At 38.7% G+C, this 16,530-nt stretch carries 16 protein-coding genes; 4 read left to right on the top strand and 12 right to left on the bottom strand.

Annotated elements, in window-relative coordinates; genetic code table 11:
* Window positions 1-134: 134 nt before the first annotated feature.
* From D8M06_RS18605 to D8M06_RS18595, 3 genes are all read right to left on the bottom strand, one after another.
* Window positions 135-329, bottom strand: a complete 195-nt coding sequence (locus D8M06_RS18605; protein ID WP_121206086.1) for a superinfection immunity protein — start codon at window positions 327-329, stop codon at window positions 135-137.
* Window positions 330-701: 372 nt separating this feature from the next.
* Complete coding sequence (locus D8M06_RS18600) at window positions 702-2,081, bottom strand: sodium/glutamate symporter (RefSeq protein WP_121206085.1); 1,380 nt, start codon at window positions 2,079-2,081, stop codon at window positions 702-704.
* Window positions 2,082-2,193: 112 nt separating this feature from the next.
* The gene (locus D8M06_RS18595; RefSeq protein WP_121206084.1) at window positions 2,194-3,345 is read right to left on the bottom strand and encodes an NAD(P)/FAD-dependent oxidoreductase; all 1,152 of its coding nucleotides are present in this window, start codon (window positions 3,343-3,345) and stop codon (window positions 2,194-2,196) included.
* Between the two features lie 325 nt (window positions 3,346-3,670).
* On the opposite strand from D8M06_RS18595, the gene D8M06_RS20325 reads away from it, so the two are divergent.
* Window positions 3,671-4,792: an SEC-C metal-binding domain-containing protein gene (locus tag D8M06_RS20325; protein ID WP_277749495.1), complete on the top strand. Its 1,122-nt coding sequence runs from the start codon at window positions 3,671-3,673 to the stop codon at window positions 4,790-4,792.
* A 285-nt stretch (window positions 4,793-5,077) separates the two neighbouring features.
* Here D8M06_RS20325 and D8M06_RS18585 read toward each other — a convergent pair whose 3' ends face one another.
* Window positions 5,078-5,779, bottom strand: a complete 702-nt coding sequence (locus D8M06_RS18585; RefSeq protein ID WP_121206083.1) for a DNA-binding protein — start codon at window positions 5,777-5,779, stop codon at window positions 5,078-5,080.
* Between the two features lie 265 nt (window positions 5,780-6,044).
* On the opposite strand from D8M06_RS18585, the gene D8M06_RS18580 reads away from it, so the two are divergent.
* The 3 genes from D8M06_RS18580 (at window position 6,045) to mscL (ending at window position 9,385) form a co-directional block, all read left to right on the top strand.
* Window positions 6,045-8,060 (top strand): hypothetical protein, encoded by a 2,016-nt coding sequence (locus tag D8M06_RS18580; protein WP_121206082.1) that lies wholly within the window; start codon window positions 6,045-6,047, stop codon window positions 8,058-8,060.
* An 18-nt stretch (window positions 8,061-8,078) separates the two neighbouring features.
* On the top strand, window positions 8,079-8,408 hold the full coding sequence (locus D8M06_RS18575; protein ID WP_121206081.1) for a hypothetical protein: 330 nt from the start codon (window positions 8,079-8,081) through the stop codon (window positions 8,406-8,408).
* A 482-nt stretch (window positions 8,409-8,890) separates the two neighbouring features.
* Window positions 8,891-9,385, top strand: a complete 495-nt coding sequence (gene mscL / locus D8M06_RS18570; RefSeq protein ID WP_121206080.1) for a large conductance mechanosensitive channel protein MscL — start codon at window positions 8,891-8,893, stop codon at window positions 9,383-9,385.
* 408 nt (window positions 9,386-9,793) lie between these two features.
* On the opposite strand, the gene D8M06_RS18565 is transcribed toward mscL, so the two are convergent.
* From D8M06_RS18565 to D8M06_RS18530, 8 genes are all read right to left on the bottom strand, one after another.
* Entirely contained in the window at window positions 9,794-10,135 is a 342-nt protein-coding gene (locus tag D8M06_RS18565; RefSeq protein WP_121206079.1) for a type II toxin-antitoxin system RelE/ParE family toxin, read from the bottom strand.
* A 6-nt stretch (window positions 10,136-10,141) separates the two neighbouring features.
* The gene (locus D8M06_RS18560; protein WP_121206078.1) at window positions 10,142-10,390 is read right to left on the bottom strand and encodes a type II toxin-antitoxin system prevent-host-death family antitoxin; all 249 of its coding nucleotides are present in this window, start codon (window positions 10,388-10,390) and stop codon (window positions 10,142-10,144) included.
* A gap of 180 nt (window positions 10,391-10,570) precedes the next feature.
* Window positions 10,571-11,074, bottom strand: coding sequence for a DUF1097 domain-containing protein (locus D8M06_RS18555; protein WP_121206077.1), 504 nt, complete (start codon window positions 11,072-11,074; stop codon window positions 10,571-10,573).
* 426 nt (window positions 11,075-11,500) lie between these two features.
* Window positions 11,501-12,442 carry an ATP-grasp domain-containing protein gene (locus tag D8M06_RS18550; RefSeq protein ID WP_121206076.1) on the bottom strand — a complete coding sequence of 314 codons (942 nt, stop codon included), beginning with the start codon at window positions 12,440-12,442 and terminating at the stop codon, window positions 11,501-11,503.
* Between the two features lie 25 nt (window positions 12,443-12,467).
* Entirely contained in the window at window positions 12,468-13,598 is a 1,131-nt protein-coding gene (locus D8M06_RS18545) for a M20 family metallopeptidase (protein WP_121206075.1), read from the bottom strand.
* 16 nt (window positions 13,599-13,614) lie between these two features.
* Complete coding sequence (locus tag D8M06_RS18540; protein WP_121206074.1) at window positions 13,615-14,610, bottom strand: ABC transporter ATP-binding protein; 996 nt, start codon at window positions 14,608-14,610, stop codon at window positions 13,615-13,617.
* Window positions 14,591-15,610 (bottom strand): ABC transporter ATP-binding protein, encoded by a 1,020-nt coding sequence (locus D8M06_RS18535; RefSeq protein ID WP_121206073.1) that lies wholly within the window; start codon window positions 15,608-15,610, stop codon window positions 14,591-14,593. The genes D8M06_RS18540 and D8M06_RS18535 overlap by 20 nt, the downstream gene beginning before the upstream one ends.
* The gene (locus tag D8M06_RS18530) at window positions 15,597-16,529 is read right to left on the bottom strand and encodes an ABC transporter permease (RefSeq protein WP_121206072.1); all 933 of its coding nucleotides are present in this window, start codon (window positions 16,527-16,529) and stop codon (window positions 15,597-15,599) included. The genes D8M06_RS18535 and D8M06_RS18530 overlap by 14 nt, the downstream gene beginning before the upstream one ends.
* Between the last annotated feature and the right edge of the window lies 1 nt (window position 16,530).

The raw sequence follows: 16,530 nt of genomic DNA, 5'->3' as shown, positions 1-16,530 counted from the left end.
ACTTCGCAGTCAACGCACTATTTGTCAGCTAATGCTTACCGGCTGCACGGCGCATTCGGGACTCTCACCCTAAAGATGTATGTGCTGCCACTCGCAAAAAAGGTCCTCACAAAATATAGTGAGGACCTTTTACATTATTGTCTGGCAGTTTCTTTTTTTACTGCCCAAACTAAAGATACAACCCATCCAATTAGAGACCAACCTAAAAATAGATTTAATACTAGAATGGATGCGAAATTTGGTTGATTGTTAATCTTTGCTACTATAGTTGGTAAGAAATAAAAAGCAGCAGCAATGATTACTACAATAAATAAAATTAATCCTTCCATCGTTAAATTAATAGACTATTCTTCTATAACATATAGGTAAAAAGACTTAAAACAATAAAGAATAATCTATTTTACCCCCCCTTCATAGAAATTATAGGTAAATTCTACCATAATTATTTCATAAGTCAAATTATGTAAGTTATTTTAATCTTTTTAAAATTTATTGTAATTTCATCATTCAACCTATCTCCAACAACAATAAATTATATCTATTTAAAACCTCTACCATTCTACTAATCTCGCACTCAACTTCTTAACGCATTATGCTCACTGCACTCACCATCTATCTACGGAATCCGGGACAACTCACCTGTCCCTCCGTCCCACATCAAAAAGACACAAGCAGCAATAGCCTTGCTGCTTGTGTCTACCCTATCGATTTATAAAATACGTATTCTCATGCCTCCCATAAAGACCAAATGCTTTGGCTATTACAAAAATCACTATCATGATAGCGATACTGCCAAATCCAACCACAAGCGCACCATATGCTACGGTTAATACGGGGATGAGTGAAGTTACCAAACCGCCACCTGCAAATGGACTAGAGAATGGCGCTCTTAGACCATAGGCTATGAATGCATCTGATTTCAAGTCTGGATCTACCATTCGAAGCAACATATATCCGATTGCCGCAACTCCGCATGCGGTTCCAAACAGGATAATTGAGTGTTCAAACCAATCCTTTTGAAACAATCTTGGTCCAAAATAAAAGAAGAAGCAAACCATCATTACCATCGTTACAATCGTAATAATCAACAACGGCCAAAAATATTCAAGTACGACTGGTATACTAATAGTTGCCACTGCAGCAGTTATTAGGAAATCTAAGGATATGCCTTGAATTCTGCGAAACGTACTAGTATCAATTGCATGATATAGGCTCGTTCTTTTCAAAACAAGACCTACTAAGAAACCACCAATCATAGCTAAAGGGAATAGTGGCATTCCAGTAATAAAGTTATCTATAACCCCTTTTAGTATCCATCCAATAAAGATAGCAACTCCAATTAATGAGAAATGAAAGGCAAATCCATCGACCACCTCATTTCGGATCGTACGAACAGACGATGTAGTTTGTTCATTTGGTTCATAAATATCTTTTGATTCTTTAGTCCCTAGGGAATCGTTAGTAGTAAGGTAATTAGTATACCCTTTGCGCACACCATAATTAATGATGATAACTCCTGAAATGATCCCAAATAGTAAACCTATTGTCGCAATAGTTAAACCTAAACTTCCACCAGCAGCCCAGTTTAATTCATTAAACGACTCTACCATTCCTCCTGCCGTTCCATGACCACCAGACCAGCCTATTTCCGTTAACGCCCCAAACAGAGGATTAACACCAAATAACGGAACAAGAAGAATAGCAGTTATTACTAAAGGCACTCCCCATTGCAGGAAACTTGTGTTCCACGAAAATATTAACTGGGATATGGTTTGGGTTTCTTTTATTCGTTGAAAATTGATAGTTACTCCTATTAACATGGGAGCAAATACAATCGATATAAGAACCCCGGAGAAACCGGACCACGTACTCATCATTTCATCTGGTAACAACCCTAACACATGTGGACCCAATACTAATCCTATAAAACCAGCTATTAAGGAAGCTGGAATAAATAACTTTCTAATAAAATTCACCTTAACTCTAATCAGAACACCTATTAGTAAGAGCATACCTAAGCATACCGTATAAAACAATAGACTACTTAGCGTATTGGATACAATTGACTCACTTGGAAACATTCTCTCATCCCCTTTACCTTTACCATCGCTATTTAGGAAAAATATATGGAAAGAGGACAAGATTTATGACAATCTATAATAATACATATCTACTTTAGATATATGGAACTAGTTAACCAGGGAAACTTCTCCCCTGTTTTTCATACTGAATAGACTTATCTAATAACCGTTCTACCGTCAAACCATCGATAGAAATAGTAGGCTCCTTTTCTTGTACGATGTCTGCCATTACTTGGCCAATACCAGGTGATAAGGTAAATCCGTGACCACTAAATCCTGTGGCTAGTAAATAACCCTCTATATCTGGTATAGAACCCAATATAGGCACTTCATCTACACACTGAGCCTCTATCCCGTAATAGGTGAAATCTACTGGATAACTACTTGCTTCAGGTAATACAGAAAGTACCTGTTTTCTTTGTTCGTTTAAACTTTCCTCTGAATATGTCGCAGAAAATTTCGTTGGCCCTGGATCACTTTGATAGCCGCCACCTGCTCTAATTCTTCCATCCATTGTTTGTTTTAACGAGAGCTTTCTCCCTTCAATGCTAATGACAGGGCCAAGAAATTTAGGAGCAGGTAAGGTTGCCGACATTTGTGGGCTTCTTGGACTAATGGGCAAAGACCACTCTATCCCAAGTGTCTCATGCAAAATAGGCGCCCATGCTCCAGTGGCATTAATGACCTTATCACACGAAACAATCTTATCTCCTGTAAATACACCTTGTACCTTTCCCGACTTCACGCTTATTCCAGATACCCCTAATCCAGTCTTAACTATAGCACCATACCTCTTAGCAGCATGAATAAATGCCAAAGTTGCTAAATAAGGATTGGCATGTCCGCCATTCAGATAATAAATACCATGTGAAAATGCAGAAGATATATGAGTAGATACCTCTTTAATTCCCTGCCTATCTAAGATTGTACTTGGAATTCGTTTCTTCTTATTATCTTCCATAATCTTCTCTAATTTTGTAGTATCATTAAAAAGCTTTAATTGCCCACTAGGGGTAAATTCAATATCTTCCTCTAACTCCTCTTCTAACCTCTTCCAACGTTCCAAGCTATATTGTGCCAATGGTAACTCACGTAAATCTCTATCATTCTCTCTTAAACCTCCCGCAGATGCACGGGATGCGCCCCCAACATTCGCTATGCTTCCTTTTTCAATCACCATTACCTTTACACCCTGCCTAGCAAGATGGTAACTGATAGAAGCTCCCATAATCCCACCACCAACTACAACAACATCTACCCTCACCAGTCTTTTCACTTCCTCTACTGTTAGATTCCTATGTTTTTTAATGTATGATTTTACTTATTGAAATATGATGAGCGGGACACGGGGACAGGTTCCTCGTCCCAGTTCTCTTGAATAATTCAGTAACAGCTCAGGAATTACAAAAATAGTAAGTCCAGCGCGCCGTATTTTTATCAGAGTGCTGCATTCTTTACTAATTATTCTAGCCCTAAAATGATCAAACGTTTGTTTAATTCCTCCGATCTAGGTTACTATTAAAAAGAACCACCGTTTTGGGACGACGAACCTGTCCCTCTGTCCCACACTAGAAAGGGGAATACATATGATGGCTAATACATTTGTACAAACAGTAGAACCGTATATTTTAAGTGATGATAAAGTACTGCGTGATTTTGCGCTACGTTCTCTCAATGATGCTTACTTGGCAACAGAGCGTACTTTTTTCTATGCTTTGCAAGCTTTGGATAAGTTAGAGCCAGACCCCATGATTAATCCGATTATTCCATTTACAAATCACATTCCCGTAACTCAAAATATATTAAAAGAGGTAATCACCCGACTTAATAGAAATGATGATAATTATCATTGGTATTCCATCATTATCTCACGCTGTGACTCCGAACTAATCGCAAAATATCAAGACGAACTTGCTCCATTTATTAATAAAAAGACTCTGGACACAATAGCAAGCTTGCAGTGGTTGAATACGGAACAGTTATACATCGAAGTTGCTGATATTCTGAAATCACTAAAAAAGGATGCAACTAATCAAAGTATCTTCCATTTTGGAAAAAGAATTTTTAAAGAATTGACCAAACGTGGAGAATATGACGAACCTAATTTCGATAAGATTGAAGCAGTGATAAAAGAAGAAATGGACAAAGATTTCTTCACCTATCAAGGCATTTATCATGTTTTTCTTGCAGGTGAGCAAAAAGTATCTTCCTTGATCCCTCAACTTACAGATTTACTTTCAAGGGATGAAGAAGATATTTTATTAGAAGAAGTTAAGGAAAGCTTAATAAAAATTGGAACACCTGAAGTAGTTCCAGCAGTTGAGAAATATGTTATAAATGAATTTTCATCCTTTTTTGCAGTAGATGTGCTGGAAAATATAAAACATCCCTCTGCGGAAGAAATGCTACTGTATCACTTTGACCAGACAACCGATAAAGGTCTGAAAACATTGATTGCCAATGCATTATGTCGCCAACTTTCAACAAAAGCAATTCCAAAAGTAGTAGCACTTATTGAAGAGGGTTACGATGAGAGTATCCTGGATTTAAAAGAACCACTATACGCAAATTGTGTATTGAACAATGTGGATTACCCAAATCTGGAACAGAAAGAAAAAGCTAAACAAAAAGCAAATCGCTTGAAAATTGGGCGTAATGATCCCTGCCCTTGTGGAAGTGGGAAGAAATTTAAGAAGTGCTGTTGGAAGTAATGAGAGTATACTGCTTCATAGCTCTTTCTATATTCGCCACAAACATCCTAGTCGCCCCTTATATCTCCATACCATGTTCATTTAAATGTTGAGCTGCGGATCTCGTGGGACTGGGGGACAGGTAAGTTGTCCCCCCTCTTTTTCTATCAACTTTCTTGCTTTTCCTACCAACCGCTCCTACCTTTCTATCAACCGTACTGCCACTTCAAGTTGTGAAAAGGAACCCGTCCCCCACACACCAAAAAAACACTCAAACCCCAAAAGATTCAAGTGTCCACTCCATCATCATTTCTGAAACAAAGCCAGAATCTTCCCCAACGGCCCTTTCGGTTGATTCATCGACTCTTCCAGACGCTTATTAAATTCAGTCTGAGACTGCCATTCTTGTCTCTGCTCTTCCCGCATTTGCTGTAATTCATTCTTTAGGATTTCGTTCTTCTCTCTTTCTTGGTCTAATAGATTCTCATAGTGTTCTTTCTGTTGTTCAGAGAGTTTCTCCATGTTCTTGGAGGTTTTCTGCGCAAAGTTCCCAACACCAGAGCTGATAACATGGTGATCTTGCTGCAGCTGAGCTACCTTGGATTTCAATTCATTCATATCGTTCGAAAGCTGCACATTCATTTCTCTTGCGGCGGCAAGTTGAGTAGCTAAAGCTTGGAAGAATTCACTTAACTGAGCCGGGTCCCTTAGCATTTGCTCGTCTGTATCAGGGATGGCCACTTCCGTTGATTGCTTCAGTCTTTCCTTTTGTTCCTCCACAAGGTCTCTAGCCGTCTCGTCCTGCGACTTTTCAGTATCACGTAGTGCTATTAGTGCCTCTATATCTGAACGGACAAAAATCCGTCGATCGCCATCTTTAAAAAATTCATACCCATTCCGTTCCAGTATCTGCCCATACCTTCGTACCGTTGCTGTTGCTAACTCTAAACTTTCCGCTACTTCCTTCGTAGTGAAAGCTCTCTCATTAGGTTGTATATCTAATCTCATATCCGGCCTCCTCCCTAATATAATGAAGGTTTTTGTCGAATTTATCAAGGGACAAAGGGACAGGTTCCTTGTCCCACGAACTTTGGGACGAGGAACCTGTCCCTTTGTCCCCCCCTCTCTTTAGAATTATTCGATATAGAGGAGGAATATAAGGTGGTGGTGGCTATTGAAAAGTGAGGCTGTGCGAATATTAAAAGATAACCCTAACACTTACGTATGATACAATATACCCACATCCATTTTTATCTAGTTAGGAGTCTATCAAATGAAAAACCGCGAGCTTGAGGTTGCAGTAGAAAGTCTGGCAAACTATGCTTCGATGAAACAGAGCACCATTGATGTAATAGAAGATGTAGAAATACTGTTCAGCAGTATTCGAGCAGAAGTAGAACAATTTACTAATTCGATTCGTCAAGCGGGGAGGAAAGGTAATAGAGACAAAGTCAACGAACTCCGTAAAGAACAAAGACAACTAGAAAAACTAGCAACTAAACTATCTAGGACATTCCCAGATGCAGCACTTTACACCAACTATCGAAACGGTACCCTTAACCAATCGAAGAAGTCACTGGAAAATGTCATTCGTAACTATCAAAGCATATACGCTAAACTTGTCATTACGAATGGTTCAACTTTCAAGGAATTACCAGTCCTTATTAAAGAAGAACAGCAAGAATTGACAGTAACGCTAGAAGAAAACCATAAAAAAATACTAAGTATCCAACCGAGTGACAATTTGTTTATTAGTAAGAGGGAGATTTTATTTTTCAACTCAACTGGACATCCTTATTATTTAATATTTAACAATAAGATTCCATTAAATTTAAGTACATACAACGTTCTTAAGGATTACTATTTCCACTCCGCCACAACGGTTTACGGGACAATCGGGACCAAAAGATTTAAGGGGGAGAAGATTAGTTTTCTACTTGGAAATCAGGATATCTATATCTTTCATAATTTCTATGAAGTCTTTTCCTTTAAAATCAGCCAATTAAAACGAATGCAACAAATAGGAAAAGAAGAATTATCCTGTCAGTTTAAATCCGCTACAAATGAGGTTTCCTTTGTTTCATTTACGAAGGTCCCTAAACAACTGCAAGACCTTCTGCAAGATACGGTAGAAAAACTAGATATGGTTATGGTTAATGAGGAACCATATTTATTTTCACTAGAAAAACAGGGGCTGCATTTTTACCAGTCAACCAACTATAGGAAACTCATCCAATATAGTGACATTCAATCGATTGTTATTCTGGATAATAGACAAGAAAATATGAAAATTCATTTAAAATCATACACTAATCAGGATGTTGAAATATACCTGGATCATTCAAATGTAGAAAAAACACTACAAACAGTATTCCAGAAAAAGAAAATTCCGTTACTGCGAAAAGCGAAATTAACGAATCTCTATTCCAGCTGGAGCAAACAGGTGAATGATAGTTTGCTATATAACTTTTTTGGCCAACTAGTATTCATGCAAATGGGAATGAAAGAAATTCAAGAAAATGCTAAGATCGGCCAGGATATGAAAAACAGGCAGATATTGAATTATATGTACTATACCATTAGAGAACATAAACGACAGGTGGACAGAGTAGCTACTCAATTTCCACAGATGCTTTGGAAAGAAGAAGGAAAGCTATTACCGAATCAAGATGAAATCATTTATGAACAGCTGCAAACGAAATTAGTTACGCTATCTGCGCAAATGCAGCGACATTTTACAGAAATAGAAAATGCTCTTCTTCCATTATCCTTTGCTATCATACCAAAGAAAAAGATTGACCAAACCAATAATAATTCAACATCCAATTATGTGGCAGCAGGGGCAATAGCTGGACTTGGCTTGCTAACCGGTGGAATAGCACCCATAGCAATAGGCGCCATTACGGCCATGAGTACGTATAATAGCGATAAAAACCAACAAGCCCTGCAACAAAATAGGGATGAAAATGAAAATCTCAAAATTAATTTTTATATCCATAAAGCATTGGATTCCTTTGACCATTTGATGGATACCATGCTTCCATATTATGTTAATCAATTTAGCAATACCTATTATTCGGCGGCTAAAAAACAGGCTAGAAACCTCCAAACACTCCAGGAAGACAGTATCGCGAAATCAAAAGTTGCGATTTTTGAACGATTAACTGATTTTTATGTAATGAAGCAACTTCCTGTAGAGGATGGTTATGCAATCAATAAAGAAAAAATTATTCGTTCCATTTATGCTACCCCAACTTTAAATGAAGAAAATTTATTAGAAACGTATTAGAAGGAGGAATTGACACATATGGCTTTTCAAAATCCGTTCCGCCCAGATGGTTGGACACAAACCGATCCCTTCATGGACATGAACCAAAACAATATTCCCGACAACCAGGATCTATTTGTTGATCGGGACTTAAATGGAAGAGACGACTCGAATCAGGTGACGTTGGATTTAGACAAGAATAACGTAGATGATCGCAACGACCCTTTATTTGACATCAATCACAATCAAATCCCGGATCAAACGGAAATATCTTTGGACATTGATAACGATAATATTCCAGATGAACATGATCTGCATGTGGATTTGGATGGAAATGGAATCAATGATGGAAGCGTGGATATATTCTAGCAGGGACAAATTGCAGTCCATCAAATTACAAATTGCCTCACCCGGGGACGAGGAACCTGTCCCCACGTCCCCTCCTGGTGCCTGGCGCTTCCCGGATTTTGTCGTGTTTTGTCGAATGGGTATCTCTACAATAATAAACGAGTACTCTCCCAACATCACCTCAAAACAAAAAACGCCATCCTCCCATTTTTTCATATTCTTCCCTAAGTACGGCACAACTTGATCTAACCCCTGTTTTACATAGGTGCCACCATCAATATTGACTAACTTTTCAAGTAGCTGCAGCATGTGGCTTTTCCTTCGTTTATTAGTTGAAGCAAAGATTGAACAAGTCGACTGGCATTTTTACGATGTCTAATATAAATATCTGAAATCTGTAATGCAATGGGTGTCTGACACATTGGCCTTCTAGCCTCACTAATCCATCATTCATAGGTTGTCCTTCCTTTTCATAAGAATGACGTGAAGGGAGGAATATACTTATGGGATTAATAAATGAATTTCGTCAGTTTATGATAAAAGGGAGTGCAGTTGATATGGGAGTAGGGGTTGTTTTAGGAGCCGCATTTAGTGGCTTCATCGATTCATTAGTAAAAGATATACTTCTCCCACCATTTGGACTATTATCTTCTAAATTGAATTTTGAAAACATGTATATTAGTCTCAATGGAAAACAATATCATTCCCTTGCAGAAGCAAAGGAGGCTGGCGTTGCAACAATTAATTACGGACTATTTATATCAGCGTCACTAAGATTCCTCATTATTTTATTTGTTGTATTTCTTGTGATAAGACAAATCAATTACTGGAAGAAGCCTCATCAGCACCCTTTTGAAACCATGATGAAGAAGGAATGTCCTTTTTGCTTCACTGCTATACCATCCAAAGCGATTATTTGTCCAAACTGCTCCTCTTCCCTGGAACAAAAGCTTGCTGATAGCAATAAAAATGAAATGCTGCGAGTACGAATAAAATAATCCTTTCAGTTCATTTTGCAACAGAAGATTGTGTAGAAGCGCGGTGGGGGCATATTCTTTGCCTGAAGTGCCTGTCCCTATGGTCTCAAGGTCCCCTTTGCACTCACTCTTAACAAAATCAAATTATAATAAATAATTTCACAAAACAGATAAAATTTATGTATATTTTAAATAGAATAAATATAGGTTGAGTGCAGTGAACACTCAACCTAAGCAACTACATGCCGCATGAAGAGCGGCTGACCAAAAAATATTAGAATGACAAAAAAAGTAACCATCCTATCCTTTGGTCGAGGTCTGGATGGTTACTTTTTTCTTGTCTCTTTGACGATTTAGGACCAGAGGAACAGGCGCAACGGTCCAATTAACTCACTTAGAAAACGAACCGTGGGAAAAGCTTTAAGCAAGCTATTTCTGTTCCTTATTAATCTCATTTTTATCTTCATCAAAAAGAATTTTCACATAATCTCTTCTTGAATATAAAATTCGATAAATGGATACATATACTTCGTCATTTTTATAAAAGACAATGTATTTTCCACAAATCAAATACCTATAATCTGTTGGGATTTCAATCTTAGATGATAATTCGATTCCGAGCTCCGGAAATTCTTCCAGTTTTCCGTAACATCCCATAATATTTGTAATCACATCAACTGCTGCTGTTGGATCGTCAAACTCTTTAGTTATATATTCTTTAATATCGTGCAAGTCCTGTTTAGCAATGGGATTAATTCTTAATTGATGCATAAAATATTAGACTCCAAGGTCTTTTTTTACTTGCTCTTCCGTTAGCCATTCATTTCCTGTTTTAACGGCCTTCTCAGCTTCCATGAGTTTTGAAAAAAGTTTGATTGTAGCTTGATTTTTTTCATATTCCTCAATATCAAGAATGGCGAATCTACCTCTACCATTTTTTGTTAGAAAAACAGGATCTCCCTCAACAATATCCTTTAATACTTCATTATAATTTCTTAAATCTGAAACAGGCTTAATATTTGGCACAAAATCAACTCCTTTTGTTGATTTTATTATACCATTATTTTACTTTAAATTATACGTCGAATTTTACAGCAAATATTGTTGGGACAGGTCCACCGGTCCAATCACCCAAAAGAGGGACACGGGGACAGGTTCATTGTCCCAAGTAAACGGGGGACGAGGAACCTGTCCCTCTGTCCCGTTTTACTTAACAAGCTGAGCTGCCTCTTCCTCCTCTTGAACATGCGTTTTCTGTGATTTTGATGCAACTCTCTGGTACCAGCCAGAGAACACTCTTCCAAGCTCCGCACTAAAAAATCCAAGTAACACTCCAGCAAAGAGGGATATTAATAGAACAAGCCAATCTCCACCAATGGCAAACGTTGAAAAACACCCAACAAAAATTCCTGGTGTGTAATTCATGAGTCTCACCTTTCCAAGTAAACACATGAGACTAGTTACCAACCCACTAAAAATGGCCGCACCTCCAGGTATATCTACGGTTGCCGATAAACTGAGAATTAACATCCCACAGGCAACTCCCACGGCATTACAGATCATGGCAGTACGCAATCCTTTCCTCCCGCCGGTTCCAACAGCAAAAAAGGTGGTACACCCGGCAAATCCTGCCCAGGTTAACATTCCAAAAAGTGGTGCAATATAAGCCCATATCCCACTTAATAAGCCCGTAGCTAAAGCACTGGCCATTCTTACCATCTCCTATAAGTTAATGTGAATTATTGAACGAGTAATTAGATCAAATGCTCCGTTAGTTAAATCCAGAGCGTTCATTATACCTTCCTGATTATATACGCTTCTTTGATGTCGGTAAACAACAATGTTCATTATTTCGCATGTAATTGTTGGAAGGGACACGAGGACAGGTTCCTCGTCCCAGTCAACTCAGGCATCTGATAGTTACTAGTTACTTTGGCCATACAAGAAAATCAAAAAAAATGCAGCATCCTATTTAAGCAGAATACTACATTTGGTGCCTGGCACCACCCGGATTTTGTCGGATTTTGTCTAATAGATTTCTGCTAAAATGCAGGCACTCGCACCTTTGACCCTTATCACTCCATAACAAAAACGCCATTCTCTCCTTACTAGAAAATGGCGTTTCTTTCTTTCTATTTAAGACATACTATATTCCAAAGCATTCCCTAAAAATTTAGCTAATTCCAACATACCGTATTTATTCGCTTTTTCTTCAGCATCCGAGTTATAGTTGGTATTGGTATTCACATCATATGTGTACGTCTCTCCATTTCTATCGTGAATAAATTCGATTCCTGATACATCGATTCCACTTGCTTGAAGAAATTCTTCATAGCGATTAATTAAATCCAGATCGACTTCTTCTAGGATTTCAAACATCGGCTTGTTTTCTTCTTCCTCCCCGACTGGACAAAAGGCATCTCCAACTTGGCATGCATCTGCTGGACATAATTCAAACCCTTCTGAGGTATCTACCCTAACGGCATAAATAAATTTCCCTCCAACAAACTCGGCTCGTGTAATAAATGGTTCTGGAGATTGAATGTATTCTTGAATAAGTGTAATTCCGTCAACAGAGTCTTCAAATTCGGAACCATTCACATAGCTTTCTAAGGATTCTATAGAATGGAATAATTGTACTCCTAACCCTTTACCAGCTCGGTTGTGTTTCGTGATAAACGAGGATTTGCCTAATTTTTTAGCCGCCTCGATAATTTGTTCACGGCCAACCGCACCAATTGTTTTCGGAGTTTTAATGCCATTTTTCTCGAGCGCTGTATATTGATTAATCTTGCTAACCTCAAGGTTCAAGGCCCTTGATCCGTTAAAAACAGTGCGATTATGCCATTCCAACCAAGACAATACACCCCCAGCTAATTCTGGCGCAAATCGATGGTTTCTCGTATGTGACGAGGCACTCATACGATTGTAAAAAACACCCTCAGGAGGTTCAGCTGTTAAATCAACTATTCCTTTATCCAAATGCCACGCTTCATAAGGTAATTTCAATTCATCGAGACGTTTCGTTAAATGTTCTGTCCATTCATCATTTTCATGAAGAATATATATTTTTGACATATGATAACTCCCCTTTTGTTTTCTATTAAGTTGATAATCTTTTTATGACATTAGCAAGTAATAAGGACCTTTCTACTAATGAAGGAATGTAGAGATACTCGGATTCCTGATGTGCATTACCGCCGATTGGACCCAAGCCATCCACAGTGGGTGTGCCGATATATCCAGTCAGATTACCATCGGAACCGCCACCACTTTTCTCATGGTCTAAAGAAAGTCCAAGTTTTTCTCCTTCTTCCACGATCATGCTAATTAAGTGCCCGGATTCCTCCGTTAATTCCCATGCTGGCCTGGTTATTTTCCCCGTTAACTCTAGTTTAGTTCCTTCAACATCGGAAGTACGAACAACTTCCTTAAGGGCTTTATCAATAGCAATCCCTTGTTGTTCAGTATCTATTCGTACATCAATAGCAGCTTCAGCAGATGGTGCAATCGTATTTATCGATGTTCCGCCCTTAACGAGTCCGACATTAACAAATAATCCTTCCTCCCTTCTTGCCAGCTTATGAAGTTTTAACACTTTACTTGAAAGTTCTTCAATTGCACTTATTCCGTTTTCTGGTTCGACTCCTGCATGGGCTGACTTTCCTGTTACTTTTAAAAAGTACTTGCCGCCACCTTTTCTTTGGCTAACCAAATTCCCGTTTTGCGCAGGTTCCAAGATTAGCGCATATTTCTTGTTTTTCGCTACTTCTTCTATCAGTTGCCGTGAACCGATGGAGCCGATTTCCTCATCACTATTTAAGATTAATTGGACATTCTTAAATGCTTCATTTCCTGATTCTATTAAAGATTTAATAGCAAATAAAGTGGTTATATGACTTGCTTTCATATCAATGACTCCAGGACCATAGGCATAATCTCCTTTTCTAGTAAAAGGGCGTTTCGCTACGGTACCTTCAGGAAAAACAGTATCCATATGTGCTAACATGACAATGCTTGGTTCTTTCGCATCTGGATGCCGAATTACAAGATTATTGCCAAGTGTTTCCTGTTCATGTATTTCTACTTGAAAACCGATTTTTTCATATTCTTCCCTAAGTACGGCACCAACTTGATCTACCCCATGTTTGACATAGGTCCCACTATCCATATTGACTAACTTTTCAAGTAGCTGTAGCATATGGCTTTCATTCTGTTGAAAAAAATTCTTCATCTTATAGGCTCCTTTCCTACGCTCCATCCGCCTCAGAAACTTCGCTATGTTCATATAGATGGCATTGTACACGATGATTTTCTTTCACTTTATATGTTGGTGGTTTGATTTCTTTACAGATATCCATGGCTAATGGACATCGAGTATGAAACACACATCCCTTGGGCATATCCAGTGGAGAGGGAACTTCGCCTTTCAATACAATACGCTCCCGCTTCACTTTTGGATTTGGTACCGGGACTGCGGAAAGCAATGATTTCGTGTATGGATGTAAGGGATTTTCAAATAGCTCCTCCGTTGGTGCCTGTTCCACCATTTCTCCTAAATACATCACCCCAATTCGATTAGCAATATATCGAACGACACTAAGATCATGACCGATAAATAAATAGGAAAGGCCAAAATCTTGTTGTAATTCCTTTAATAGATTGAGAATTTGTGACTGAATAGAAACGTCCAAAGCAGAAACTGGTTCATCACAAACGATAAATTTTGGATTTAAGACTAATGCGCGGGCGATCCCAATTCGTTGTCTCTGACCACCAGAAAATTCATGCGGAAATCTATGATAATGTTCTTCACTAAAACCCACTCTTTCCAGCATCTTTAGTACCATTTCTTTTCTTTCCTTTTTTGTACCCTTTTTCTGAATAATGAACGGTTCTTCCAGACTATAGCCGATCCTTTTCTTTGGGTCGAGGGATGCCAACGGATCTTGGAAAATCATCTGTAAATCTTCGCGAATCGGACGAAAATTTTTTTCTTTTAGGCTGAAAATATCCTGGTCTTGGTAAATGACCTTCCCACCAGATGGTTCTGTCAACCTTAGTAGTGTCCTTCCAGTAGTACTTTTCCCACAACCAGACTCCCCGACAATTCCAAAAGTTTCCCCTTCATAAATATCAAAAGAAACATCATGGACTGCCTTTACTTCATTTTTTTTAAACCAACCGGAAGATTCAACTGGGAAGGTTTTTTTTAAATGTTCTACTTTAAGAAGTGGTTGTGGCATAGCCGTTTCCCCTTTCTAAGGCAATTTCTTCATAATTCCAGCAGCGTACTTTATGAGAAACTGTGGCATTCTCTAAAACAGGCGCTTCTTGTAAACATTTATTCGTCGCAAAAGGACAGCGGTCAGCAAACCTACAACCAGTTGGGATATTTTCAAGCGCTGGAACGGTTCCTTCTATTTCAAATAATTGGTCACTACGATCACTTTCCATGCTAGGCATGGACTTCAGAAGACCAATCGTATATGGATGTAGGGCATTTTCAAAAAGTTGATCAACAGTTGTTTCTTCAATCACTTGCCCAAGATACATCACCACGACCCGATCACACGTCTCCGCAACTACTGCCAAATCATGCGTAATCATCATAATCCCCATCGCTGTTTTCTCTTGAAGTTCATTAAGTACATCAAGAATTTGGGCTTGTGTTGTTACATCGAGTGCTGTCGTAGGTTCATCCGCAATCAGTAATTCTGGTTCACAACTAATCGCAAGTGCAATCATAACCCGCTGTCTCATTCCACCCGATAATTGATGCGGGTAGTCATGGATACGTTTTTCAGGTGACGGAATTCCTGTTTGACGGAGAACATCAATGGCCTTTTCATAGGCGGCCTTTTTGGAAGGTTTTCTATGAAGCATTAATGATTCTACTAGTTGATTTCCAATCGTGAACACCGGGTTAAGGGAGCTCATTGGATCTTGGAAAATCATTGAAATCTCATTACCACGAATCTTCCGCAGTTTACGCTCTGGTTCATCTAATAGATTCCTATCTTTATAGAGAATTTGCCCCTCGTAGTCCGTCAATTGTTCATCATGTAATTGTAAAATGGACTCCGATGTCACACTTTTTCCACACCCTGATTCGCCGACTACCCCTATGGTTTCCCCCTTTTTGATGGAAAAGGTAGCATCTTCCACTGCCGTTAATCGTCCTTTTTCTGTCCAGAAGGAAACCTTCAAACCACGGATATCTAATAAATGTTTATTGTTGTCCATGCCTTCCCACCTTCTTCCCAGTTTTAATTAGCCTGCTTTTTTTGCGTTTTGCATTGACAATTTTCGGATCTAACAAATCTCTTAGACCATCACCGGCTAAATTTAATCCAAGGACTAAAAGAATAATAAAACTACCAGGGAATACCGTCATCCACCATGAATGATAGATGACATTTTTCCCGTCAAAGAGAATATTACCAAGACTTGGTGATGGAGCAGGAATACCCGCGCCTAAGAAACTAAGTGCCGCTTCCGTAATAATTGCAACGGCAAAGACAAACGTAACCTGAATAATAAGGGGTGATAACAAATTTGGAATAGTATGGATAACCAAGACTCTCCATTTACTAGCCCCTTGAGCATTTAACGCCTCCACGAAAGTTTGTTCTTTCACCACTAACGCAGCTGACCGGACGACACGAGCGATGGATGGAATATAGACGATGACTAGCGCAATAAGTACATTCACTACATCCGGTCCCCTTACTGCTACTATTGCTAATGCTAATAAAATGGAAGGAAAGGCATAAATCCCATCAACGATACGCATTAATATGTGATCCAAAATAGAATAATAAGCAGATATCAATCCCACTATTAGCCCAATAACACCAGCCAAAATTGCGACCACCGCTCCGATAAAGAACGATATCCTTGTTCCATATATGACCCTGCTAAATAAATCCCGCCCAAAATCATCTGTACCAAAGAAGTGCTCCACGCTCGGAGGCTTTAAACGATTTAACGGATCAATGGCATATGGATCATACGGCGCGATAAATGGCGCGAGAACCGAAATAATAGCCATGATCACGATAATCACCAAACCAGTAAGGAGCATATGATTGGAAAAAATGCGAGCGATGCTTTTCTGTTTTTTTACCCTATAATTTGTTTTTACTTCCGCTTCCGATTTCATA

The sequence above is a fragment of the Oceanobacillus halophilus genome, assembly GCF_003628505.1.
Taxonomy (GTDB): Bacteria; Bacillota; Bacilli; order Bacillales; family Amphibacillaceae; genus Oceanobacillus; species Oceanobacillus halophilus.
This window is presented reverse-complemented; position numbering and strand designations above follow the sequence as displayed.

Excerpts from the sequence above, each read along its gene's own strand:
- D8M06_RS18545 (WP_121206075.1), bottom strand. The coding sequence starts at position 13,598 with ATGAAGAATTTTTTTCAACAGAATGAAAGCCATATGCTACAGCTACTT.
- D8M06_RS18535 (WP_121206073.1), bottom strand. The coding sequence starts at position 15,610 with ATGGACAACAATAAACATTTATTAGATATCCGTGGTTTGAAGGTTTCC.
- D8M06_RS18565 (WP_121206079.1), bottom strand. The coding sequence starts at position 10,135 with ATGCATCAATTAAGAATTAATCCCATTGCTAAACAGGACTTGCACGAT.
- D8M06_RS20325 (WP_277749495.1), top strand. The coding sequence starts at position 3,671 with ATGGCTAATACATTTGTACAAACAGTAGAACCGTATATTTTAAGTGAT.
- D8M06_RS18585 (WP_121206083.1), bottom strand. The coding sequence starts at position 5,779 with ATGAGATTAGATATACAACCTAATGAGAGAGCTTTCACTACGAAGGAA.
- D8M06_RS18580 (WP_121206082.1), top strand. The coding sequence starts at position 6,045 with ATGAAAAACCGCGAGCTTGAGGTTGCAGTAGAAAGTCTGGCAAACTAT.
- D8M06_RS18605 (WP_121206086.1), bottom strand. The coding sequence starts at position 329 with ATGGAAGGATTAATTTTATTTATTGTAGTAATCATTGCTGCTGCTTTT.
- D8M06_RS18600 (WP_121206085.1), bottom strand. The coding sequence starts at position 2,081 with ATGTTTCCAAGTGAGTCAATTGTATCCAATACGCTAAGTAGTCTATTG.
- D8M06_RS18540 (WP_121206074.1), bottom strand. The coding sequence starts at position 14,610 with ATGCCACAACCACTTCTTAAAGTAGAACATTTAAAAAAAACCTTCCCA.
- D8M06_RS18530 (WP_121206072.1), bottom strand. The coding sequence starts at position 16,529 with ATGAAATCGGAAGCGGAAGTAAAAACAAATTATAGGGTAAAAAAACAG.
- D8M06_RS18550 (WP_121206076.1), bottom strand. The coding sequence starts at position 12,442 with ATGTCAAAAATATATATTCTTCATGAAAATGATGAATGGACAGAACAT.
- D8M06_RS18555 (WP_121206077.1), bottom strand. The coding sequence starts at position 11,074 with ATGGCCAGTGCTTTAGCTACGGGCTTATTAAGTGGGATATGGGCTTAT.
- mscL (WP_121206080.1), top strand. The coding sequence starts at position 8,891 with ATGGGATTAATAAATGAATTTCGTCAGTTTATGATAAAAGGGAGTGCA.
- D8M06_RS18575 (WP_121206081.1), top strand. The coding sequence starts at position 8,079 with ATGGCTTTTCAAAATCCGTTCCGCCCAGATGGTTGGACACAAACCGAT.